This window comes from Kitasatospora sp. NPDC024654 (assembly GCF_055559155.1).
The window spans coordinates 45,385-66,454 of the sequence record NZ_JBVHLF010000018.1; the positions used below are offsets into that span (position 1 = coordinate 45,385).

The window sequence follows — 21,070 nt, forward strand, 5'->3', positions numbered from 1 at the left end:
GTTTCCCGTTCTTCGTGTCGGAATCCGTGTCTCGACGCCCCGAGACAGCACCCCTCCGCGGCGACCGCGCGCGGTCGCGCACCGGCCGGCCCTGCGGCCGACCCGGCCCCTCCATGGTGCGCTTCCCACCACACGGCCGCAGGGCGGCCTCGGACGGAGAATGGGAGGCACGGGTTCGCCGTCGAAAGGGGACCGTGATGACCCGGCCCGCCACCCCGGCGCACGTCCCGGCCCCGGTGCCGACCGCACTGCACCCGATGCTGGCCACCGCCAGCGACCGGCGCGTGTTCGACGCCGGCTGGCTGCTGGAACGCAAGCTGGACGGCATCCGCGCGCTCGGCTACCGCGACGGCGACCGGGTCCGGCTGGTCTCGCGCACCGGCAAGCCGCTGGACGCCGGCTTCCCGGAGCTGGTCGCCGCACTCGCCCGCCAGCCCGTCCGGCACTTCGTGGTGGACGGCGAGATCGTCGCGCTCGCAGAGGGCGCCACCAGCTTCGAACGGCTGCAACGCCGGATGCAGCTGAGCGACCCGGTCCGGGCCCTCGCGACCGGGGTCGAGGTCACCTACTTCCTCTTCGACCTGCTGCACCTGGAGGGTTACGACACCACCGGCCTGCCGCTCCGCGACCGCAAGCGTCTCCTCGCCCGGGCCGTGCGGTTCGAGGATCCGCTGCGCTTCACCGAGCACCGGACCGGCAACGGCCCGGCACCACTCGACCAGGCCTGCGCGGACGGCTGGGAGGGTCTGATCGCCAAGCGCGCGGACAGCCGCTACGTGCGGCACCGCTCGCCCGCCTGGCTCAAGCTGAAGTGCACCAGCGGCCAGGAGCTGGTGGTCGGCGGCTTCACCAACCCCTCCGGCAGCCGGATCGGCTTCGGCGCCCTGCTGTTGGGCCACTACCAGGACGGCCGGCTGCGCTACGCGGGCAAGGTCGGCACCGGATTCGACGCCGCCCTGCTCCGCCGGTTGCGCCCGGTGCTCGACCGGCTGGAGCAACCCGGACCGCCGTTCGCCGACCCCGTCGCCGAACCGGGAGCCCACTGGGTCCGCCCCGAGCTGGTGGTGGAGGTCGCCTTCACCGCGTGGACCCGGGACGGCCGGCTGCGCCACCCCCGCTTCCGCGGCCTGCGCCCCGACAAGGACCCCCGCGAGGTGGTCCGGGAGACCGGAGGTTAGCTTCGTGAGACGGGAGTTCGCCGACCCGGGCACCCGGCCGTCACCGGACTCGAAGTCCGGGGTCCGGCCGGGGTGATCCCGCGCGTGGTCGGCCGGCCGGCCCCGTGCCGTTGCCTCAGCTGCCCGCCGCTTCCAGCCGGCGGACCCGCTCGGCGTCGGTGGTGCGCGGGCAGGTGAGGCAGGCGTCGGCGGGGCGGATGGCGTAGTAGAGGCAGCAGCCCAGGCGGGTGCGGGTGAGGTGGGTGCGCCCGCGGGTGCCCGGCAGGCGGCGGAAGTCGGCGGCGCCGGGGAACGGCGGGGTGCCGCCGGGCAGGGCGGCGGTGGCTGCGGCGACCGCCCGTTCCTCCTCCCCGCGCATCCGGCCCAGGTACCAGAGGGCGGAGGCCAGGTCGTCCGCCACCATGCCCCACAGCGCCCGTGGTCCGCGTCGCAGCACGGGGCGGAAGGCGGCCAGCAGCGGTTCGGCCGACTCGGCCACGGCAGAGCGCAGTTCGGCCTGGAGCGCGGCCTCCCCGGGGAGCACCCGGACGCCGGGGCGGCCGGCCGCCGGGTCGTCGGGCAGGCAGGCGAAGCCGCTGGGACGGACGGCGAGGGCGCCCGTCGCCGGGTCGGTCCGGAGCAGCTCCGGACGCAGTCGTGGGACCCGGCGCTCCAGGTACCAGGGGCCACCGGCCAGCACTCCGAGCGACCACAGGTAGTGGTGCAGCAGTCGCGAGGCGGCCACCGGGAGCGGTGGTTCGCAACCGTGTGCGACTCGGATCCGGTCCGCCTCGCCGGCGATCGCCCGGCCGACCTGCTCGGCCGACCCGATCAGCGGCAGCCAGCCCGCCGGGGCGGTCGGCCGAGCGGCCGGCAGCACCGTGACGTCCAACGCGGGCGCGCAGTCGGCGACCCGTCGCCAGGAGTCGGCGAGCAGCCCCGCGGCCACGGGCAGTACCGGCGAGTCGAGCATGCGTCACACTCCGGAGTTTATAAGGTGAGCCTCACCTTACATGCCGTCGGATACCAGAGGGACGCCAGAGAAGCTCCGACTCATCCCTTCTCGGTCGTCGAAAATCCCGGATTGGCCGAACTTTCCAGATTCCGGCTTGACTTGTTTAGGTTTGCCTAACCTAAGATCCCGTCTCGTGCTGAGAACCGATCCGTCGGCCGCTCCGCCCCGGGCGCCGCGTGTCCCCGGGTCAGGCCACCCCTGGCCGTCGCCACCGTCGCCGACGACCTCAGCCCGACCAGATGAGGAATCCATGCGGCTCTACCTGCTCGCGCTCAACCCGACGGACTCGGTCACCGAGGGCTTCCTGCCCGCCGCCGCGACCCTCGGCCTCGACGTCACCGTGCTGACCCACGACGCTCCGGCACACCGTGCGGCCTACGCCGAACGCGCTGACCTGCCAGTCGAGTTGGAGGTGCTGGAGTGCGATGTCCGGGACTTCCGCGAGGCGATCGGGCTGATCTCCCGGCACCACACCCCCACCGCGGTGTTCAGCAACAGCGACCACCTGCAGACCCAGGCCGCCTTGGCCGCCGAGTACTTCGGCCTGCCCGGCAAGGACTGGCGGGCCACCCTGCGGGCCAAGAACAAGGCCGAGCTGCGCCGCCATCTGGCCGCCGCCGGCCTGGACACCGTGTGGGCGGCCGAGCTCCCCGCCGGACAGGATCCGGCGGAGCTGGGCGGGATCCCGTTCCCGGTCGTGCTCAAGCCCCGCGAGGGCGTGGCCAGCGAGGACGTCGTGCTGGTCGCGGACGAGGCCGAACTGGCCGCGCACTGCCGGGAGATCAGGCACCGCCGGCCCGGTGCGGCACTGCTGGTCGAGGAGTTCCTCAAGGGCCGGCTGCACACCCTGGAGACACTGGGCGACGGCCGCATCCGCCACGTGCTCGGCGGCTTCCGCACCCAGCTCTCGCCCCCGCCGGACTTCGTCGAGGTGGCGCTGGAGTACGTCCCGGACCATCCGCAGCCGGTGCTGGAGCAACTGCTCGGCCAGCTAGACGCGTTGGGGGTCGGTCTGGGGGCCTGCCACACCGAGTTCGTGCTCCAGCCGGACGGCCGGGCCCGGATCGTCGAGGTCAACTACCGTGCCATCGGCGACCAGTGCGACCTGCTGCTGGCGCAGGTGCTGGAACTCCCCTACTTCGAGCTGGTGCTGGCCACCCACCTGGGTCGCCCGCTCCCCGCCGACCTCGGCGCCCGCCGCGACCTGCGGGCCCGCCACCGGGCGGTCTGCGCCGACCGGGCCGGCCGGCTCACCGCCGCGCCCGATCCGTACGACGGCGGTCCCTGCGGCCGAGGTCGCCACGACGGCGAGGCGGACGGCGTCCGGCTCCGCTACCGTCCGCTGCGCCCGCTCGGCGAGCGGCACGAGCACCACCGCACCAACCGGGACTACCTGGGCCTGGTCTGGGCCGTCGGGCCGTGCCAGGAGGCCGTCGACCGCGCGGTGGCCGGCTTCCTCGCCGCCAACCGCTGGGAGATCACCCCGTGAGCGCCGCGGCCGAGTTGACGCTGCGGGTGCTCAGCGCGCTGCTGCGCGAGGACGTGTCCGGGTTGCGGACGCACGGCACGACGGTCGAGCGCGCCGACGGGCGCTGGCTGTACCGGGCCGGGGCGGCCGGCCTCGCGCTGCCGGTGACGGACGACGGATTCCAGTGCGAACTGGTGGCCAGGCTACCGCTGCTGGAGGTCGCCGGGGTGCCGCTGACCGAGCTGGACGCCATCCTCGCCACGCTGCGGCAGGCCGCCGATCCCGCGGACCGGCCCGGGTACGACGCCTTCGCCGAGGAGTGCCGGCAGACCCTGGCGACCATGCGCCTGCACGAATCCGAACAGCCAACCGTGCTGGCCGAGTTGGCCGCTCGCTACGGCACCGACCCGGCCGACTGGACCGGCCCGCTGGGCAGTCTCGCCCTGGACAGCCTGGCCGCCTTCCTGGACCACCCGGTCTACCCCACCGCGCGCGGCCGGTCAGGTCTCGACGAGCGACAACTGCGGTGCTACGCACCCGAGTTCCATCCATCCTTCGAGCTGCGCTGGCTACTCGTACCGGCTGCGGCGCTGACCGTGCACGGCACCGGGCCGCGGCCCGCCTGGTGGCCCACCCCGGCCCAACTGGGGATCACCGGCCCGGCCCACGCCATCCCGGTGCACCCACTGTCGGTGGGCGAGCCACTGGACCGGGCGCTGCGCGAGAGCGGCCTGGCCGGCCACGCGGTGCTCGCCGAGCGACCGTACCTGAAGGTCGTCCCGACCCTGTCGATGCGCACGGTCGCGGTGGTCGCCGACCCGGCCTGGCACCTCAAGCTGCCGCTGGCCACCGCCACCCTGGGCCGTCTCAACCGACGGACCATCAAGCCCGGCACGCTGCGCGACGGCGCGGCCGGCCAGCGGCTGCTGGCCGCCGTGCTGGACCACGAGCCGCGCTTCCGGGAGAGCGTGCTGCTGGCCGACGAGCAGCGCTACGCGCACGCCGGGCACGAGCTGCTGGCCGTGCTGCTCCGCCGTTACCCGAGCGGACCCGGCGGACCGGACGGCGCGCTGACCATCCCGCTGGCCGCGCTGCTCGCCGTGGCCCCCGGCGGCCGGCTGGTCATCGACCACCTGGCCGACCGGTTCTACGGCGGCGACCCGGTCGCCCTCTACGACGCCCTGCTCACCCTGCTGCTGGACTGGCAGACCACGCTCTTCGGCTACGGCATCGCGCTGGAGTCGCACCAGCAGAACACCTCGCTGCTGCTCGACACGCCCGGCGGCCACACCCGGTTGCGGCTGCTCCACAAGGACAACGACGGCCCGCGACTGCACACCGCCCGGCTCGCCGCGAAACTCGGCCAGTTCGCCCCGCGTCCGGCCGAGTTCGACGACGCGCGGATCCCCGCCGAGGACGACCGGGCGCTCACCGACCTGTTCACCACCATCACCGGCCACCTCTGCACCGCCGCCCTGGCGTTCGGTCTGGCCGCACACGGCCGGGCCCCGCGCGAACAGCTGCTCGGGCTGCTACGCGAGCGGCTCACCGAGTCGATCGACCGGCTCGGCGCCGAGGGCGCCCCGCTGCGCGCCGCCCTGCTGGCGGCCGACCGGCTGCCGGTGAAGGCGATGGTCAGCGCCGGCACCCTGCTCAGCAAGGTGCGCTCGGGCGCGGCCGACATCAACAAGCACTACACCGACGGGCCCAACTACCTGGCGGGCGCGTGAAGACCACCATCATGCCGACCGTCGTGCCGCTCGTCCCTCGTCCTCTTCCCCGCCCCCACAGGAGCCGCTGATGTCCGCCGTCCCACCGCCCCCGCCGCCCGTCCCGGCGTCCCGGATGCCCGCCCGGACGCCCGCCGAACTGCCGGACGCGGAGCAGGTGGTGGCGCACACGCTGGTCAACTGCCTGCTGCGGGAGGTCTCCGGCCCCGAACACCAGACCGCGGTCAGCGACGGCCGGCTGCTGCTCCGGCTGCCCCGCTGCGGTGTGCTGCTGCGGGTCGCGCTGCGCCGCGGCTCGCTGCTCGGCGCGCACCGGTTCAGCGGCCCGGTGGAAGTCGAACAGGTCGGTGGTTGGGTCGAGTTGGACTGGCTCACGCTGGCCGGACAGGTCCGGCGGGAACTCACCCTGCGGACCGGCGGTGACAACGAGGAGTTCCTCGACCAGCTGGTCTCCAGCCACCGGATCGTCCGCGCCGCACTGCGCGACCGCCCGGCACCCGGTGCGGACCGCTACCTGGAGTCCGAACAGGCGCTGCTCTTCGGCCACCGGTTCCACCCCGCGCCCAAGTCCCGTTCGGCGGACGGCGACCTGGGCGGGCAGCAGTGGTCCGCGTACGCGCCGGAGGCCCGGGCCGCCTTCCCGCTGCGCTATCTCGCCGTGCGCGAGGGCCTGTTGGCCGAGCAGACCACCGACCCGGCCGCCACCGCGCTGCTCGACGGGCTGCTCGACCCGGTGCGCGGCGGGCCGGGCGACGGAGTCCGCGAAGTCCCCTCCGGCTACCGGCTGTTGCCCGCGCACCCGTGGCAGTACCAGCTCCTCGCGGACCACCCGCTGCTGCGGGCCGCCCTGGCCCGCCGCGACGTGCTCGATCTGGGCACCGGCGGCCCGGAGTTCGCCGCCACCGCCTCGGTCCGCACCCTGCGCGGCGCCGGCGCCTTCCTCAAGTTCAGCCTGAACGTGCGGATCACCAACTGCCTCCGGGAGAACGCCGCGTACGAGCTGACCGGCGCGGTGGAACTGACCCGCCGGCTGGAACCGGCGCTGGCCGACCTCGCCGAGCGCTTCCCAAGAGCCGCGATGCTGCGCGAACCGGCCTACCGGTCGCTGGCGTTGCCCGGCCCGGACGGCACCCCGGAGCTCGCCCTCCTCGAGGGCTTCGGCCTGATCGTCCGCGAGGACCTGACCGCCCGGCTGCGCCCCGGCGTCACCCCGCTGCTCGCCGCCGCGGTCGCCGACGAGTACCCGACCAGCTCCGCCCAGATCTCCCGGCTGCTGCCCGACGCCGGCCCGGGCGAGCTGCTCGCCTGGTGGGCGGCCTACCTGCGGCTGCTGCTGCCGCCCGTGCTGGCGGCCTACTTCGACCACGGCGTGGTGCTGGAGCCGCACCTGCAGAACGTGCTGATCGGGGTGGACCCGACCGGCCACCCGGCCCAGGTGCTCTTCCGCGACCTGGAGGGCACCAAGCTGCTCCCCGAACGCAACGCCGCGCTGCTGGCCGGGCTGCCGCCCGAGGTGAGCGGCCCGATCAGCTACGAGGCCCAGCGCGGCTGGGACCGGGTGGTCTACTGCCTGCTGGTGAACCACGTCGCGGAGCTGCTGGCCGCGCTGGCCGACCGGGTGCCGTCGCTGGAGGCCGAACTCTGGGCGCTGGTCCGCGCCACGCTGGCCGACTACGCCGCCGAGCACGGCTGCCCGCCACGGCTCGGCGCCCTGCTGGCGGGCGCGCCGCTGCCGGCCAAGGCCAACCTGCTGACCCGTTGGGAGCGCAAGGCCGACCGCGCGGCCGGGTACGTCCGGCTGCCCTCCCCGCTGGCGGAGGAGGTGCTGGCCCAGGCCGCCCGCACTTCCGCGTCCACCCCCGACCTGGCCCGGAGTACCCGATGAGCGCCTCCGCGACGAGCACCTCCGCCGACCCCACCCCGGCCGTGCTGGCCCGGCTCGCCGACCTCGCCCCCGACCAACTTCCCGCCTACCTCTACGACCTCCCCGCGCTGCGCCGGCACGCCGCCGCCGTCCGGGCCGCGCTGCCCGAGCGGGTCGAGCTGTACTACGCCGCCAAGGCCAACCCCGAGCCCGCCCTGCTGGCCGCCCTGCGCGACGCGGTGGGCGGCTACGAGGTCTCCTCCGGCGGCGAGTTGGCGCACGTCCGAGCGGCCGCGCCGGGCGCCGCGCTGGCCTTCGGCGGCCCGGGCAAGACCCCGGCCGAGCTGGCCGCCGCGCTGCGCGCCGGGGTGCACCGCTGGCACCTGGAGAGCGTCCAGGAACTGCGCCAACTGGCCGCGCTCACCGCCGCCGCCCCGGGAGCCACGGTCGACGTCCTGCTGCGGGTCAACCCGCCGCTCGCCACCGGCCTGCCGGACTCCGCCGCGCTGGCGATGGGCGGCCGGCCGACCCCGTTCGGGCTGGACCCACGGGCGACCGAGGAGTGCCTGCGGCTGCTGGCCCGCCCGGAGGCCGCCCGGCTGCGGCTGCGCGGCCTGCACGCCCACCTGGCCAGCGGCCTGGCCCCGGCCGAGCACCTGGCGATTGGCGAACAGGTGCTCGACTGGTCGGCCGCGCTGGCCGCCCGGCACCGGCTGGAACTCACCGAGGTCAACCTGGGCGGCGGCATGGCGGTGGACTACACCGCCCCGGCCGCCCGCTTCGACTGGGCGGCGCTCGGCACGGGCCTGCGCCGCCTGCTGGCTCGCCACCCGGGCCTGCGACTGCGGATCGAACCGGGCCGGGCGCTGACCGCGTACTGCGGCTGGTACGCCACCGAGGTGCTGGACGTCAGGCGGAGTCACGGCGAGCAGTTCGCCGTCCTCCGTGGCGGCACCCACCACCTGCGCACCCCCGCCACCCGCGGCCACTCCCAGCCGTTCGGTGTCCTCCCCGTCCCCGCCTGGCCGCACCCCTGGCCCCGCCCGACCGCCACCGCCGCCCCGATCACTCTGGCCGGCCAACTCTGCACCCCCAAGGACGTCCTGGCCCACCACGCGACCGCCCCCGGCCTGCGAGCCGGTGATCGGGTGGTCTTCCAGCTCGCCGGCGCCTACGCCTGGAACATCTCCCACCACGAGTTCCTGCTGCACCCCCGCCCGACCTTCCACGTCCTCGACGAGTAGGGCCGGTCCGGCGGCCCACGGTCGGCCGGTCCGAGCGTGGCTGGGCCGCGCGCGGCCGGACCGCCCCTACCCTGGCCGCGTGATCACTGGCACCCACGTCGTCATCCACAGCGCCGCCCCCGAAGCCGACCGGGACTTCTTCCGTGACGTCCTGGAGTACCCACACGTCGACGCCGGCGGCGGTTGGCTGATCTTCAAGCTGCCGCCGGCCGAACTCGGGGTGCATCCCGCGGAAGGGCCGGGAACCCAGGAGCTCTATCTGATGTGTACCGACATCGCGGCAACCATGGAACAACTGGGCGCCAAGGGTGTGGAGTTCACCCACCCGGTGAGCGACGAGCGGTGGGGGCGGGTGACCCGGCTGCGGCTGCCGGGCGGCGGCGGAGTCGGCCTGTACGAGCCGCGCCATCCGCTGGCAACGGAGTTGTAGTCGTCAGCCGCTCAACGATCCCAGCAGCGACAGCACCTGGGGCCATCCGTCGGCGCGGGCCCCGGCGTTGGCCGCGGGGCTGCCGCCGAGGTCGGTGACCACGCCGGTGAGCGGGTCGGTGAGCCGGATGCCGCCCGGCTGGTAGGGGAAGGTGCCGACCTGGTGGCCGGCCTGCGGGTAGACCAGCGTCTTGTGCGGGTAGGCGTGACCGGCCGCGTCCAGGGCGGCGGTCACCGCTTGGGCGGCCGATGCCGCGGGCCAGAGCGGGTCCTGGCCGCCGGCCAGGGTGAGCACCGGCCCGTTGACCCGGTCCACCGGGATCGGGCCGCTCGGGACCGGTCGACCCGCCAGCGTCCAGGCCGCGCCGGGTCCGTGGAACGCCACACCGACCCGGTCGGCCGGCGCGTAGAGGACCGCGCCGTGCACCAGGTCCGGGTAGTCCTGGGCCAGTTGCAGGGCCGCCTCGCTGCCCCGCGCGTAGCCGAGGACGGCCAGGTGGGCCGGGTCCGTGCCGGGCTGGCCGGCCAGCAGCTGGGCGGCGGCGCGGAAGTACTCCAAGGGGACGTCGGTCAGCGTGCCGGGCAACCCGGCCTGGCCGGGGTAGGCCACCGAGAGGGCCGGGTAGCCGTGGGTGGCGAGCAGCGCCGCGGTCGGACCCAGTGCCTCGTCCTCCGTGGTGCCGCCGATCAGCAGCACGGGCGGGTGCCGGGGCGTGCCGGGCGCGGGCAGGTACAGTTCGCCGGCCACGCCGCCCAGGCGCGGCTGCAGCACCTGGCGGGTGACGCCGGGACCCTGGCCCACCCGGGTCAGGGTGCGCACCGCCGTCCGCCGGCCGCTCGCGGCCACCGCGAGCCAGACGTCGTAGCCGCGGTCGGCCCGCGGTCGCGGGACGAAGACGGCCTGCTCCGAGTCGCCGCTCGAGGGGGCCATCGACCAGAACAGGCCCATGCCGTCCGGCTGCTGGTAACTGCCGCTGAGCGGCCGGGCGGTGTCCAGCGCCACCGTCCCGGAGCGGTCGGCGCGGTACTCGGCGCCGGACTGCCAGGTGACGTTCTCGGCGTCCACCGCCTCGGCCGCCACCCAGATCCGCTCGTTCGGCGACAGCCCGGTGATCCGCAGGTGGGCCGACTCGTCCAGCGGCGCGCTCGCCTGGTCCGTCCGGATCACCGGCGCCGCCCGCGGCACCTCCCCGCAGCCGGCGGCGGTCACGGTCAGCACGACCACCAGCGCCGCCGAGCCTGCCCACCCGCGGAACCGCCGCACGGCATCCCCCCACCATCGAATCGCCGGATCGGGCCCGGTCCCCGCCTGGTCATTCCACGGCCACGTGATCGACGCGCCGCTCCGGATGGTACGCCGTGCACGTCCGACCAGCCCAGTTCTCACCGAAAGCGGACCGGGTACACCGGGAAGGCTACGCCCGACCCGCCGCCCGCTGGGTGCGGCGGGCCAGTGAGTCGATCACCACGGCGGCCAGCAGCACGGCACCCGTGATCATGAACTGGACGGCGTTGCTGAGCCCCTCGATGTTCATCCCGGACTGGATCGAGCCGATCACCAGCGCGCCGAGCAGCGCCGACCAGGTCCTGCCGTGCCCGCCGAACAGGCTGGTGCCGCCGATCACCGCCGCCGCGATGGCGTTCATCAGCAGGTTGCCGCCGCCCGAGGTCTGGCTGGCCGACTGGATCTGCGCGGCCAGGAAGAGCCCGCCGACCGCCGCCATGGTGGAGGCGATCACGAAGACCGAGACCCGGACCCCGGCCACACCGATGCCGGCTCGCCGGGCCCCCTCGATGTTGCCGCCGAGCGCGAACACCCGCCGACCGTAGGAGGTGCGGCGGAGCAGGAAGTCCAACAGCACGATGAGGACCAGGAAGACCAGCAGTGCCAGCGGCAGTCCCTTGTACTGGTTGAGCGTGTACGCCGCCGAGAACGCCACCACCGCCAACAGCACCGTGCGCAGCGCGATGTCGCTCATCGGCCGGAACGGCACACCCGCGCGACGGCGGCGCTCGGCGTCGTACACCGAGGCACCGAGGAAGAGCAGCACGCCGGCCAGCGCGAGCCCGTACGCCGCGATCACCTGCGGATAGACGGTGGTGTAGAGCCGCGACACGACGTCGTGCCCGGAGAGGTTCACCGTGCCGCTGGCGCCCAGGAGTTGCAGCATCAGGCCGTTCCAGGCCAGGTTGCCGGCCAGTGTGACGACGAAGGCCGGTACCCCGACCCGGGCGAAGAGGAGGCCCTGCACCAGCCCGACCAGCGCGCCACCGGCCAGCGCCGCGGCCAGCGCGGCCCACTGGTTCACCCCGTGCGTCACGTTCAGCACCGCGAAGATCGCCGCGCACAGGCCGCTGACCGAGCCGACCGACAGGTCGATCTCACCCAGCAGCAGCACGAAGACCACCCCGAGGGCGATCATCCCGGTGCCGACGACCTGCTGCGAGAGGTTGGAGAGGTTCTGCGCGGACAGGAAGGTGCCGTCCAGGCTGCCGAACACCACCCAGATCACCACCAGCGCCGCCACCACCGGCACCGAGCCGAGTTCGCCGCTGCTCAGCCGGCGTCTGAACTCGCCGAGGTAGCCGGCCACCCCCTGGTCGCGGACGATCAGCCGCGGATCGACCGCCGGCGTGGCCTCGGCCGCGACCGGGACGGTGGTGTTGACGCCGCCCCTGGGCATGGTGTCCTCGGGCAGCGGACCGCGCTGGAAGCCGCCGTCCTGCGGGGTGTCGCCGTTCACGAGGTCCCTTCCTGGTCACGGGCCTGTCGGCGGGTCACGGCGTTGTCCGTGGCCCCGGTGATGGCCGAGATGATCTGCTCCTGGCTGGTCCGTCGGCGATCGAAGACGCCGTTGTTGCGGCCCAGCCGCAGCACCGCGATCCGGTCTGCGACGGCCATCACGTCGGCCATGTTGTGGCTGATCAGCACGACCCCGAGGCCGCGCTCGCGAAGCCGCTCCACCAGGTCAAGCACCTGCGCGGTCTGCTCCACGCCGAGCGCGGCGGTCGGCTCGTCCAGGACCACCACGCTGGGCGCGCCGATCAGCGAGCGGGCGATCGCGACGGTCTGCCGCTGGCCGCCGGAGAGCGAGGCGATCGGGATCCGCACGCTGGGGATCCGGATCGCGAGCGTGTCCAGCAGCTCTCGCGAGCGCTTCTCCATCTCGACCTCGTCGAGCACCCCGAGGCGCCGCAACTCCCGTCCCAGGAAGAGGTTTCCGACCACGTCCAGGTTGTCGCAGAGCGCGAGGTCCTGGTAGACGGTCGCGATGCCGAGCTGCTGGGCGTCCTGCGGCCGGTGGATGACGACCGGGCGGCCCTGCCACTCGATCACGCCCTCGTCCGGCTGGTTGACCCCGGCGATCGCCTTCACCAGGGTGGACTTGCCGGCGCCGTTGTCGCCGACCAGGGCAAGCACCTGGCCGGCCGCGACCTCCAACTCGATTCCGGTGAGCGCCTGGACGGCACCGAACCGCTTGGAGATCCCGCGCAGGGCCAGCACCGGGACCACCGCCGTATCCGTCACCGGGCCACCTCCCTCTCGTCTCCGCGCCTGCCGCGCCGGTTACCTGAGCCCGGCCGCGCCGCACGCCGACGCGTAGTCCGGGGTGCAGATCCGGTCCACCGGGTAGAGACCGTCGGCGATCACGGTCGACCTGATGTTGTCCCTGGTCAGCACGGTCGGCGGGACCAGCACCGAAGGCACCGTCTGCCCGCTGCCGTTGGTCTGGGCGGTCGGCGCCAGCCCGGCGGGCAGCGGCTGGTGCCGGGCCAGCGCGACGGCCATCTCGGCGGCCGCCTCGGCCTCCGGCCGGTACGGCTTGTAGATCGACATGGTCTGGGTGCCGGCCAGGATCCTCTGCACGGCGTCGAGTTGGGCGTCCTGGCCGGTCAGCGGAACGCTCAGGTCGGCCGCCCGCAGCGCGGTGGCGATGCCGGCGGCCATTCCGTCGTTCGCGGCGTAGACCCCGACCACGGTGGCCGGGCCCAGCGCGGTGATCGCCGCGGCCGCCTCCTGGTTGGCGTTGTTCGGGTCCCAGTCCGGGGTGTCGTACTCCCGGGCGACGGTGAGCCGCCCGTTGATCGCCTGGTGCGCGCCCTGCTTGTACTGGGCGGCGTTGGGGTCGGTCGGCGAGCCATTGATCATGATGATCCGGCCACCGGAGGCGCGGTCACCGACCGCGGCCACCAGCGCCTCGCCCTGCAGCCGGCCGACCCTGACGTTGTCGAACGACACGTAGGAGTCCACCGGGCCCTGCGCCAGCCGGTCGTAGGCGACCACCCTGACGCCCGCGTCGTGCGCCTTCCGCACCGAGGACTCGACCGCCCGGGCGTCCACCGCGTCCAGGATCAGCACCTGGTCACCCTTGGTCAGCGCGGTGTCGACCTGGGTCTGCTGCTGGGTGGCGTTCTGGTTCGCGTTGTAGTAGTCGAGCTGCGCGCCGGGCGCCAGCGCCCGGATCGCGGCCTCGATCAGCGGCCGGTCGAACTGCTCGTAGCGGGTGGTCTTGCTCTCCGGCAGCAGCAGCCCGATCCGCACCGTGCCACCCGCGGCGCGCGCGCTTCTGCCGGCCTGCCGGGCGTAGCCGCAGGCGGCCGTGACCAGCAGGAGGCTGAGCACCGTGGCCGCGACCGCAGCGCGCGCGAGACCGAGCTTCACCAGGCACCTCGTCTCCGGGTCGGGGGCTCTGCGGATCGGGCCCCCGGACTCTCGAGTCTCGGCAGGCGTTTCGGCGGGCGCTATCGGTGATCGGCCGAACGGGCCGGTGGCCGGCGTCCGCCCCCCGGCGGCCGCACCGCTTCGATGGCATGATCGGGGCGAGGACCGGCGCCCTCCGGCACCCCGCCCCCGATCCCGATCCCGCCGTGGCGCCCGCCCCGCCGAGCCTGCCAGGAGGGACCATGGGCCAGCCCGAGCCGCGGCCGCTCGATCCGGCGGCACTCGATCCGGGAGTCCTCGACGACGCCGCGGCGCGGGCCCTGCCGGCGCTGCTGGCGGACGCCGGGCTGCCGGAGCGGCTCCGGCCCGCGGTGCCGGACCACCGGCGGGTGCACCGGATCCTGGAGCAGGCCGGCGTCGGGGTCGCCGTGCTCGACCCGGAGCTGCGCTACCGCTACGCGCTGCCGGACGGCACCAACCTGCTGGTGGTCGGCGACGTGATGGGCCACGGTCTGGACGCGGCGGCCACCATGAGCGAGTACCGCTCGCTGGTCCGCGCCCTGGCACTGCAGCACCGTCCGCCGGCCGAGATCCTCCGGGAGGCCGAGCGGATCGTCGAGGCGCTGGACCTGGAACGGGTGGCGACCTGCCTGCTGGCGTTGGTGGACCCGGCCACCGGCCGCTGCTCGTTCGCCACACTGGCCGTCTTCAGCGGCCTGCCGCTCGATCCGGCCGCGCCGCTGGAGCATCTGATCGACAGCGCCCTGACCGGGCTCGCCGCCGGCCACGGCGAGGACGACGTCGCCCTGCTGGCCGCCCGTCTGACGGGCCCGGAGTAGTGGCCGGGCGCGGAGCGGCGGCCGGCGGCGTGGCGGCCGCTCAGTCCTTCACCTGCTCCTCGCGGATCGCGTCCTCGGCCGCCGCCTCGGCCAGCCGGACCTCGGCGGCCACCTCGGCGGCCGGGCGGCGGACCAGCCGGCCGCCGTGCCGGGCGGCCAGCTCGTCGGCCAGCCCGGGATCGTGCTCGTGCAGCTCGACGACCAGCAGCGAACCGCTCTCCACCAGGCCACTGCTGTAGACGGTGAGGGTCTCGGCGGCGTCCTGGAAGTGCTTCAGCTCGGCCGCGCCGCCCAGCGCGGTGCCCGCCGTCCAGCCGAGGAAGGCCCCGAGCGGACCGCCTAGCAGGCCGACCAGCCCGCCCAGGATCCCGCCGGCCACGGTCGGCGTGCCGGCACCGCGGACCCAGCTCTCGGGGACGTCCAGCAGGCCCTCGGCGGAACGCCGCAGCAGCGCGGCCTGGCGCGCTCCGGGCAGCTCCTTCGCCTCCTGGTACGCGGCGTGCGCCGCCGCCTGGTCCGCGAAGGTGACGAACAGCATCGCGTGGGTGTCCGACATCGCACTGCCTCCCGACGACGGGCCCGGCGGCCCACCCTCCACGGTAGGTCCGCTCCCCCGGACGGGCGTCAGGGCGGCACCCGTCCGAATGAAGTAAGTGGCAGATGACCACTTGGCCTATTACTGATTCGCGACTAGAGTCATGCGTAAGAGGTGCAGCCCAGCTCATCTATTACCCGGAGGGACTCCCATGACCACCACCACCGATGCCGGCGTCGCCGAGCGCCGCTACTGGGACGGCTGGCAGCGCAGCTGGGACCGCCAGCAGGAGTGGTACCTGCCGGAGCGCGAGGAGCGCTTCCGGGTGATGCTCGACGTGGTCGAGGCGGTCGCCGGGCCGGCGCCCCGGGTGCTGGACCTGGCCTGCGGAACCGGCAGCATCACCGAGCGGCTGCTGGCCCGGCTGCCCGGCGCGACCAGCGTCGGGGTGGACCTCGACCCGGCGCTGCTGGCCATCGCCGCCGGCCACTTCCGCGACGAGCCACGGCTCAGCCTGGTCACCGCCGACCTCACCGACCCGGACTGGACCGCCGCGCTGCCCGCCGACCCGTTCGACGCCGTGGTCACCGCCACCGCGCTGCACTGGCTGAGGACCGACGACCTGCTGCGGCTCTACCGCGACCTGGCCGGGCTGCTGCGGCCCGGCGGCGTCTTCCTCAACGCCGACCACGCGCCCACCCCGAGCACCCCACTGCTGAACGCCGCCGAGCGGGCCCTGCGACACCGGCGGCAGGAGCGGGACCGGGCCGAGTCCGTGCTCAGCTGGGAGGAGTGGTGGCAGGCGGCCGCCGCCGACCCCCGGCTCGCCGACGCCGTCGCCGCCCGCAACGTCATCTACGGCTCGCACGCGGACGGCGAGAGCCACTCCGCGGAGTGGCACACCGCCCGGCTGACCGAGGCGGGCTTCACCGAGGCCGGGGTCGCCTGGCGGTCCGTCCCGGACGCCCTGGTCGCCGCGATCCGCTGACCGAACCACCAGGCGCACCAGAGGCCTGACGCACCGTCAGCCGGGCATGTCGCCGCACGCACTCTCGCGTCGACACGCCGTCGGGGCGGAGAATCGGATCATGTCGCTCCGAGGCGCGTTCTCCGACCCCGTCCGGTACGGCTCGCTGGCCGCCGGCATGCTGCCCGTGCTCGCCTTCCCGGCCCCCGACCTGGAGGCACTGGCCTGGGTGGCGCTGGTGCCCGGACTGCTCGTCATGCAGCGGGCGCCGCATGCCCGGGAGGCCGCGGTGCGCGGCTGGTGGTTCGGCGCGGGCTTCGTGCTGGCCGCGATGTACTGGCTGGTGCCGACCGTCGGTCCCGGGCTGCTGCTGATCGCCGCGCTGTTCGGCGCGTTGCAGGGCGGGGTGGGCCTGGCGGTCTGGGCGTTGCTCGGGCCCCCGCTGACGGCGCGCCGGGCGCTGGCCGCACTGCTGGTGGTGCCCGCCGCCTGGATGGTCGCCGAGTACGCCCGGTCCTGGCAGGCGCTGGGCGGGCCGTGGGCGCTGCTCGGCGCCACCCAGTGGCGGCACCCGGTGGTGCTCGCACTGGCCTCGGTGGGCGGCGTCTGGCTGGTGAGCGGCGCGGTGGTGGCGGTCAACACCGGGCTGGCGGTCGTGCTGCTCGCCGACCGCGGCCAGGTCCGCGCGCTGGGCGCGGGCGCCACCGCGCTGGTGCTGCTGAGCGGCCCGACGCTGTTCGCGCTGGAGTCCGCGCCGGCCACCGAGCGGTACGCCACCGTCGCCCTGGTGCAGCCCGGTGTGCTGCCGGACGGCGCCACCCGGCTGGACGCCTCGGCGCGGATCACCGCCGGCCTGACCGGCCACCACCCGGACCTGGTCGTCTGGGGCGAGAGCAGCGTCACCACCGACCTCAGCCGTGACCCGGCCACCCTGGGTCGGCTCCGCGCACTGGCCGCACAGACCGGCGCCGCCCTGCTGGTCAACGAGGACGCCCGGAAGGCCGACGGCCACATCTCCAAGGACTCCGTGCTGATCGGGCCGGACGGCATCGAGGCCCGCTACGCCAAGATGCGGCTGGTCCCGTTCGGCGAGTACATCCCGCTGCGGCCGCTGCTCGGCTGGCTCTCCGCGATCAGCAGGGCGGCCGGCGAGAACCGCACCCCCGGCGGCTCCTTCCACCTGCTGCGCCCGGCCGACCGGGCCGGGCAGCCGCTCCCGATCGGGGCACTGATCTGCTTCGAGTCGGCCTTCCCCGACATGAGCCGGACCGCCGCCGACCAGGGCGCCCAGCTGCTCGTCTACCAGTCCGCCACCTCCAGCTTCCAGGACACCTGGGCGCCCGAGCAGCACGCCTCGCTGGCCGCGCTGCGCGCCGTGGAGAGCGGGCGGCCGGCCGTCCAGGCGGCGCTCACCGGCGTGTCGGTCGCCTTCGACCCGCGGGGCCGCCAACTCGCCCGGCTGGGCACCGGGCAGACCGGCGCGGTCACCCTGCGGCTCGCCCTGCCCGGACCGGAGAGCCGCACCTGGTACGACCGGATCGGCGACCTGGTGCCCCGCACCGCCGTGCTGGTGCTGCTGCTCGCCGTCGCGTACGAGCTCGCCGACCCGGACCGGCGCCGGCGGTTCCGCCGCCCGGCCGCGACGGTACCCACCGACGGTCCGATCGCCACCGCCGCGCGCTGAGCTCAGTCCTTGCGTGCCCGGCTGGGCTGGACCCGGCGCGGCTCGCCCGGTGCCTTCGGGTGGTCCGGCGGGTACGGCAACTCACCGAGCCCCTCCTCCCGGTGCTGCCGCTCGGCCAGCTCCAGCACCGGCTCCAGGCCGAAAGCGTGCCCGTCCAGCTCGGCGAACGGATCCCCCCGTTCGGCGAGCCGGGCCGGCACCGTGCGCAGTGTGAAGTCGCCCGGGTGGGCGTCGGCCAGCTCCGCCCAGCCCAGCGGTGTGGACACGGTCGCCTCCGGGCGGGCCCGCAGCGAGTAGGCGGAGGCGATGGTGCGGTCCCTGGCCATCTGGTTGTAGTCGACGAAGATCTTCGAGCCGCGCTCCTCCTTCCACCAGGCGGTGGTCACCCGCTCGGGCATCCGCCGTTCCAGCGCCCGGCCCAGCGCGATCGCGCAGCCGCGCACCTCGGCGAAGGTCCAGCGCGGCTCGATCGGCACGTAGACGTGCAGGCCGCGCCCACCGGAGGTCTTCGGCCAGCCGCGCAGCCCGTGCTCGGCCAGCACCTCGCGCAGCTCGTACGCGGCCCGGACCGCGTCGGCGAAGTCGGTGCCGGGCTGCGGGTCGAGGTCCAGGCGCAGCTCGTCGGGATGGTCGGGGTCGGCGCGGCGGACCGGCCAGGGGTGGAAGGTCAGGCAGCCCAGGTTCGCCGCCCAGAGCACGGCGGCGGGCTCGGTCGGGCAGATCTCGTCGGCGAACCGGCCGCTGGGGAAGGCGATCCGGGCGGTGGGCAGCCAGTCGGGCGTGTTCTTCGGCGCGCGCTTCTGGTAGAAGAACTCGCCCTCGACCCCGTCCGGGAACCGCTGCAGGGTGGTCGGCCGGTCGCGCAGCCCGCGCAACGCCGCGTCCACGACGGCCAGGTAGTACTCGGCGACGTCGCCCTTGGTGTAGCCGGGCCCGGGATAGTAGACCTTGCCGGGGTTGGAGAGCCGGACCGCCCGCTCGCCGACCCGCAGTTCCACCGCTTCAGCCATGGCTCCACGCTAGGGCGGCGCCTGCGCCGCCGCCCGGCGGGCAGCCGGCCGCCGGGCGGCCCACCATCGAGGCATGGACCTTCCGCTGATGCCACCGATCGAGCCGATGCTGGCCAAGGCGGTGGCCGAGATCCCGGCGGGGATGCAGTACGAGGCGAAGTGGGACGGCTTCCGCGCCCTGGTGTTCCGCGACGGCGAGGAGGTGGAGATCGCCAGCCGCACCACCAAGCCGCTCACCCGCTACTTCCCCGACCTGGTCGCCGTCTGCCGTGCCGAGCTGCCGGAACGCTGTGTGCTGGACGGCGAGATCGTGGTGGCGCACGACGGGCGGCTGCACTTCGAGGAGCTGCAGGAGCGGATCCACCCGGCCGCCTCCCGGGTGCGCACGCTGGCCGAGCGCACCCCCGCCTCGTTCGTCGCCTTCGATCTGCTGGCGCTCGGCGCACGCTCGTTGGCCGACGAGCCGCTGGCGGCGCGGCGCGCCGCGTTGGTCGAGGCGCTCGGGCCGGCCCGGGCGCCGGTGTTCACCGCGCCCGCCACCACCGACCGCGCGCTGGCCCTGGAGTGGTTCGACCGCTTCGAGGGCGCCGGGCTGGACGGCGTCGTCGCCAAGCCGCTGGACGCGCCGTACCGGCCGGGCGTGCGTGCGATGTTCAAGGTCAAGCACGGCCGGACCGCCGACTGCGTGGTGGCCGGCTACCGCGAGCACAAGGACGGCCAGGGCGTCGGCTCGCTGCTGCTGGGCCTGCACGACGCGGCGGGCACGCTGCAGCACGTCGGGGTCTGCGCCTCGTTCACCGCGGCCCGCCGGCGCGAGCTGGCCACCGAGCTGGCACCGCTGCGGATGGCCGACCCGGCCGGCCATCCCTGGGCCACCTGGACCGAGGAGGCCGCCCACCAGGAGGGTCGGCTGCCCGGCGCGCCGAGCCGGTGGAGCGGTGGCAAGGATCCGCAGTGGATTCCGCTCCGCCCTGAACGAGTGTGCGAGGTCGCGTACGATCACATGGAAGGAACCCGGTTCCGGCACACCACCCGGTTCCAGCGCTGGCGGCCGGACCGGGAGCCCGCCGGCTGCGGCTACGGCCAGCTGGCGGAGCCGGTCCGGTACGACCTCACGCAGTTCCTCGACGACCGACTGTCACCGGACCGCTGATCGAACCCGCGGCCGGTCAGCGCCGTACTGACCCGTGGGGGGGCCGGCCGGTCCCGACGACCGCACGGCCGCCGACCGAACGGAGGCAGGTGAGGACGATGGTCCTCTCGTGGCAGGAGGAGCGGGAGAGCCGCCGGATCGAAGCCCGGCTGACCGCCGAGGACCCGGCCCTGGCCCGCAGGTTCGCCCAGTGGCAGCGCAGCCGTGAGCGGGTGGCCGAGGCCGCCGCGCTGGCCGCCGGCCACCAACCGCGAGGCAGCGCGACCCGGCTGCGCCGGCTCTGGCGGGAGCTGCTGCACGGGCGCGGGCCGATCCCCTAGCCAGGCCGATCCGCTAGCCGGGCCGAGCCCCCGGCCAACCCGTCCAGCGGGCCGTGCCCAGCCGGTCCCGTCCCCTGGACAGCTCTGTCCGACCGCCCGCACAGGGCCGTCGTTTGGCACCATCGGTCATGGGGACACCCGGAGCCGGGAAGGTGAGAGCGGATGTCCAGCGACGCGATCGTGCTGCTCAAGGAGGAGCACAAGGAGATCCGGCAGCTGTTCCGGGCCTACCGGGCCACCGCCGAGCACGACCATGCGGCCAGGGGCGAGCTGGTGGAGGAGATCGTGCACGCGGTCACCGTCTACACCTACGTCGAGGACGAGGTGGTCTACCCGCGGGTCGGCGCGCTGCTGCCGGAACTGGAGCCGGAGATCCGGCAGGGCGGCCAGGAGCACCAGATCGCCGACCTGCTCTGCACGGAGATCACCGGACTGGCCCCGGCCTCGGAGGAGTTCGACGCCAAGGTCGGCGTCCTGATCGAGACCGTCGAGCGGCACATCGAACGGGAGGAGCGGGACTGGTTCCCCCGGGTGCGGGCCGGAATCGGCCGCAAGGACCTGCAGGAGATCGGCACCCGGCTGCTCGCAGTCCGCGAGACCGCCCCCCGCCCGCGCCCCGGGCCGGTTTCCGACCCCGTCACCGGGGCACCGGAGAGTCAGGGGCGCTGAGCACCGAAGTGGAGACCGCCATGGAATTCCCGGACACCCCGCCCACCGCGCCCGACGGTGCCGAACCGCACGAGGGCGTCGCCGCCTCCGGCCTGCAGGGTGAGCGGCTGCTGCACGAGCTGGAGCAACTGCACCGGACCAGGCACGAGACCTTCCTGTACGGCTCCGACGACGCACTGCGCCACCACACCGAGCGCACCGCCGAGCTGGAGGCGGAGTACCTGCGGCGCTTCCCGAACCGGCTGGTCACCGCCGGGCGCACCCGGTCCGGCGCCCGGGCCCGCGAGGTGGCGGCCCGGGCCGAGGCCACTCCGAGCTGAGGC

Annotated in this window: 20 protein-coding genes; 13 read left to right on the plus strand and 7 right to left on the minus strand. The window is 74.6% G+C overall.

What is annotated here, in order from left to right; all coding sequences use genetic code 11:
• Positions 1-197 precede the first annotated feature (197 nt).
• Positions 198-1,178 carry a non-homologous end-joining DNA ligase gene (ligD, locus tag ACZ38L_RS13730; protein ID WP_465692428.1) on the plus strand — a complete coding sequence of 327 codons (981 nt, stop codon included), beginning with the start codon at positions 198-200 and terminating at the stop codon, positions 1,176-1,178.
• Between the two features lie 115 nt (positions 1,179-1,293).
• Here ligD (ACZ38L_RS13730) and ACZ38L_RS13735 read toward each other — a convergent pair whose 3' ends face one another.
• Complete coding sequence (locus ACZ38L_RS13735) at positions 1,294-2,130, minus strand: (2Fe-2S)-binding protein (RefSeq protein WP_465692430.1); 837 nt, start codon at positions 2,128-2,130, stop codon at positions 1,294-1,296.
• A 292-nt stretch (positions 2,131-2,422) separates the two neighbouring features.
• Here ACZ38L_RS13735 and ACZ38L_RS13740 point away from each other — a divergent pair, with 292 nt between their 5' ends.
• From ACZ38L_RS13740 to ACZ38L_RS13760, 5 genes are all read left to right on the plus strand, one after another.
• Positions 2,423-3,661 (plus strand): ATP-grasp domain-containing protein, encoded by a 1,239-nt coding sequence (locus ACZ38L_RS13740; RefSeq protein ID WP_465692431.1) that lies wholly within the window; start codon positions 2,423-2,425, stop codon positions 3,659-3,661.
• A complete protein-coding gene (locus tag ACZ38L_RS13745) occupies positions 3,658-5,370 on the plus strand; it encodes an IucA/IucC family protein (protein ID WP_465692432.1) in 1,713 nt (570 codons plus the stop codon). Before ACZ38L_RS13740 ends, ACZ38L_RS13745 begins: the two co-directional genes overlap by 4 nt.
• Positions 5,371-5,440: 70 nt before the next feature.
• Positions 5,441-7,255, plus strand: a complete 1,815-nt coding sequence (locus tag ACZ38L_RS13750; RefSeq protein ID WP_465692434.1) for an IucA/IucC family protein — start codon at positions 5,441-5,443, stop codon at positions 7,253-7,255.
• A complete protein-coding gene (locus ACZ38L_RS13755) occupies positions 7,252-8,478 on the plus strand; it encodes an alanine racemase (protein ID WP_465692436.1) in 1,227 nt (408 codons plus the stop codon). Before ACZ38L_RS13750 ends, ACZ38L_RS13755 begins: the two co-directional genes overlap by 4 nt.
• Before the next feature lie 79 nt (positions 8,479-8,557).
• Positions 8,558-8,908 (plus strand): VOC family protein, encoded by a 351-nt coding sequence (locus ACZ38L_RS13760; RefSeq protein ID WP_465692438.1) that lies wholly within the window; start codon positions 8,558-8,560, stop codon positions 8,906-8,908.
• A 3-nt stretch (positions 8,909-8,911) separates the two neighbouring features.
• Here the strand turns inward: ACZ38L_RS13760 and ACZ38L_RS13765 are convergent, their stop codons facing one another.
• The 4 genes from ACZ38L_RS13765 to ACZ38L_RS13780 all read right to left on the minus strand — a co-directional run bounded on the left by ACZ38L_RS13765 (position 8,912) and on the right by ACZ38L_RS13780 (position 13,570).
• Positions 8,912-10,171, minus strand: coding sequence for an acyl-CoA thioesterase/BAAT N-terminal domain-containing protein (locus ACZ38L_RS13765; RefSeq protein ID WP_465692440.1), 1,260 nt, complete (start codon positions 10,169-10,171; stop codon positions 8,912-8,914).
• A 151-nt stretch (positions 10,172-10,322) separates the two neighbouring features.
• Positions 10,323-11,591 carry a sugar ABC transporter permease gene (locus ACZ38L_RS13770; RefSeq protein ID WP_465692556.1) on the minus strand — a complete coding sequence of 423 codons (1,269 nt, stop codon included), beginning with the start codon at positions 11,589-11,591 and terminating at the stop codon, positions 10,323-10,325.
• A 56-nt stretch (positions 11,592-11,647) separates the two neighbouring features.
• Entirely contained in the window at positions 11,648-12,436 is a 789-nt protein-coding gene (locus tag ACZ38L_RS13775; protein WP_465692442.1) for an ATP-binding cassette domain-containing protein, read from the minus strand.
• 39 nt (positions 12,437-12,475) lie between these two features.
• Positions 12,476-13,570: a sugar ABC transporter substrate-binding protein gene (locus ACZ38L_RS13780; protein ID WP_465692444.1), complete on the minus strand. Its 1,095-nt coding sequence runs from the start codon at positions 13,568-13,570 to the stop codon at positions 12,476-12,478.
• A gap of 242 nt (positions 13,571-13,812) precedes the next feature.
• Between ACZ38L_RS13780 and ACZ38L_RS13785 the strand changes: the two genes are divergently transcribed.
• Complete coding sequence (locus ACZ38L_RS13785; protein ID WP_465692446.1) at positions 13,813-14,409, plus strand: PP2C family protein-serine/threonine phosphatase; 597 nt, start codon at positions 13,813-13,815, stop codon at positions 14,407-14,409.
• A gap of 40 nt (positions 14,410-14,449) precedes the next feature.
• Here the strand turns inward: ACZ38L_RS13785 and ACZ38L_RS13790 are convergent, their stop codons facing one another.
• Positions 14,450-14,965 (minus strand): histidine kinase, encoded by a 516-nt coding sequence (locus ACZ38L_RS13790; protein ID WP_465692448.1) that lies wholly within the window; start codon positions 14,963-14,965, stop codon positions 14,450-14,452.
• Between the two features lie 190 nt (positions 14,966-15,155).
• Between ACZ38L_RS13790 and ACZ38L_RS13795 the strand changes: the two genes are divergently transcribed.
• Together ACZ38L_RS13795 and lnt are read left to right on the plus strand one after the other, a co-directional pair.
• Entirely contained in the window at positions 15,156-15,932 is a 777-nt protein-coding gene (locus ACZ38L_RS13795) for a class I SAM-dependent methyltransferase (protein WP_465692450.1), read from the plus strand.
• 100 nt (positions 15,933-16,032) lie between these two features.
• Positions 16,033-17,595 (plus strand): apolipoprotein N-acyltransferase, encoded by a 1,563-nt coding sequence (gene lnt, locus ACZ38L_RS13800; RefSeq protein WP_465692452.1) that lies wholly within the window; start codon positions 16,033-16,035, stop codon positions 17,593-17,595.
• A gap of 2 nt (positions 17,596-17,597) precedes the next feature.
• Here the strand turns inward: lnt and ligD (ACZ38L_RS13805) are convergent, their stop codons facing one another.
• Complete coding sequence (gene ligD / locus ACZ38L_RS13805; protein WP_465692453.1) at positions 17,598-18,605, minus strand: non-homologous end-joining DNA ligase; 1,008 nt, start codon at positions 18,603-18,605, stop codon at positions 17,598-17,600.
• Between the two features lie 73 nt (positions 18,606-18,678).
• Between ligD (ACZ38L_RS13805) and ACZ38L_RS13810 the strand changes: the two genes are divergently transcribed.
• From ACZ38L_RS13810 to ACZ38L_RS13825, 4 genes are all read left to right on the plus strand, one after another.
• The gene (locus ACZ38L_RS13810) at positions 18,679-19,758 is read left to right on the plus strand and encodes an ATP-dependent DNA ligase (RefSeq protein ID WP_465692455.1); all 1,080 of its coding nucleotides are present in this window, start codon (positions 18,679-18,681) and stop codon (positions 19,756-19,758) included.
• A gap of 98 nt (positions 19,759-19,856) precedes the next feature.
• A complete protein-coding gene (locus ACZ38L_RS13815; RefSeq protein WP_396565627.1) occupies positions 19,857-20,078 on the plus strand; it encodes a DUF3040 domain-containing protein in 222 nt (73 codons plus the stop codon).
• A 162-nt stretch (positions 20,079-20,240) separates the two neighbouring features.
• Positions 20,241-20,747 carry a hemerythrin domain-containing protein gene (locus ACZ38L_RS13820; protein WP_465692457.1) on the plus strand — a complete coding sequence of 169 codons (507 nt, stop codon included), beginning with the start codon at positions 20,241-20,243 and terminating at the stop codon, positions 20,745-20,747.
• Positions 20,748-20,767: 20 nt separating this feature from the next.
• Positions 20,768-21,067 carry a DUF6158 family protein gene (locus tag ACZ38L_RS13825; RefSeq protein ID WP_396565631.1) on the plus strand — a complete coding sequence of 100 codons (300 nt, stop codon included), beginning with the start codon at positions 20,768-20,770 and terminating at the stop codon, positions 21,065-21,067.
• Positions 21,068-21,070 lie beyond the last annotated feature (3 nt).

Bases quoted from the DNA above. Each gene is read 5' to 3' on its own strand.
- ACZ38L_RS13810 (WP_465692455.1), top strand. From the start codon at position 18,679: ATGGACCTTCCGCTGATGCCACCGATCGAGCCGATGCTGGCCAAGGCG.
- ACZ38L_RS13740 (WP_465692431.1), top strand. From the start codon at position 2,423: ATGCGGCTCTACCTGCTCGCGCTCAACCCGACGGACTCGGTCACCGAG.
- ACZ38L_RS13790 (WP_465692448.1), bottom strand. From the start codon at position 14,965: ATGTCGGACACCCACGCGATGCTGTTCGTCACCTTCGCGGACCAGGCG.
- ACZ38L_RS13750 (WP_465692434.1), top strand. From the start codon at position 5,441: ATGTCCGCCGTCCCACCGCCCCCGCCGCCCGTCCCGGCGTCCCGGATG.
- ACZ38L_RS13735 (WP_465692430.1), bottom strand. From the start codon at position 2,130: ATGCTCGACTCGCCGGTACTGCCCGTGGCCGCGGGGCTGCTCGCCGAC.
- ligD (WP_465692428.1), top strand. From the start codon at position 198: ATGACCCGGCCCGCCACCCCGGCGCACGTCCCGGCCCCGGTGCCGACC.
- ACZ38L_RS13795 (WP_465692450.1), top strand. From the start codon at position 15,156: ATGACCACCACCACCGATGCCGGCGTCGCCGAGCGCCGCTACTGGGAC.
- ACZ38L_RS13825 (WP_396565631.1), top strand. From the start codon at position 20,768: ATGGAATTCCCGGACACCCCGCCCACCGCGCCCGACGGTGCCGAACCG.
- ACZ38L_RS13815 (WP_396565627.1), top strand. From the start codon at position 19,857: ATGGTCCTCTCGTGGCAGGAGGAGCGGGAGAGCCGCCGGATCGAAGCC.
- ligD (WP_465692453.1), bottom strand. From the start codon at position 18,605: ATGGCTGAAGCGGTGGAACTGCGGGTCGGCGAGCGGGCGGTCCGGCTC.
- ACZ38L_RS13785 (WP_465692446.1), top strand. From the start codon at position 13,813: ATGGGCCAGCCCGAGCCGCGGCCGCTCGATCCGGCGGCACTCGATCCG.
- ACZ38L_RS13755 (WP_465692436.1), top strand. From the start codon at position 7,252: ATGAGCGCCTCCGCGACGAGCACCTCCGCCGACCCCACCCCGGCCGTG.
- ACZ38L_RS13770 (WP_465692556.1), bottom strand. From the start codon at position 11,591: ATGCCCAGGGGCGGCGTCAACACCACCGTCCCGGTCGCGGCCGAGGCC.
- ACZ38L_RS13820 (WP_465692457.1), top strand. From the start codon at position 20,241: ATGTCCAGCGACGCGATCGTGCTGCTCAAGGAGGAGCACAAGGAGATC.
- lnt (WP_465692452.1), top strand. From the start codon at position 16,033: ATGTCGCTCCGAGGCGCGTTCTCCGACCCCGTCCGGTACGGCTCGCTG.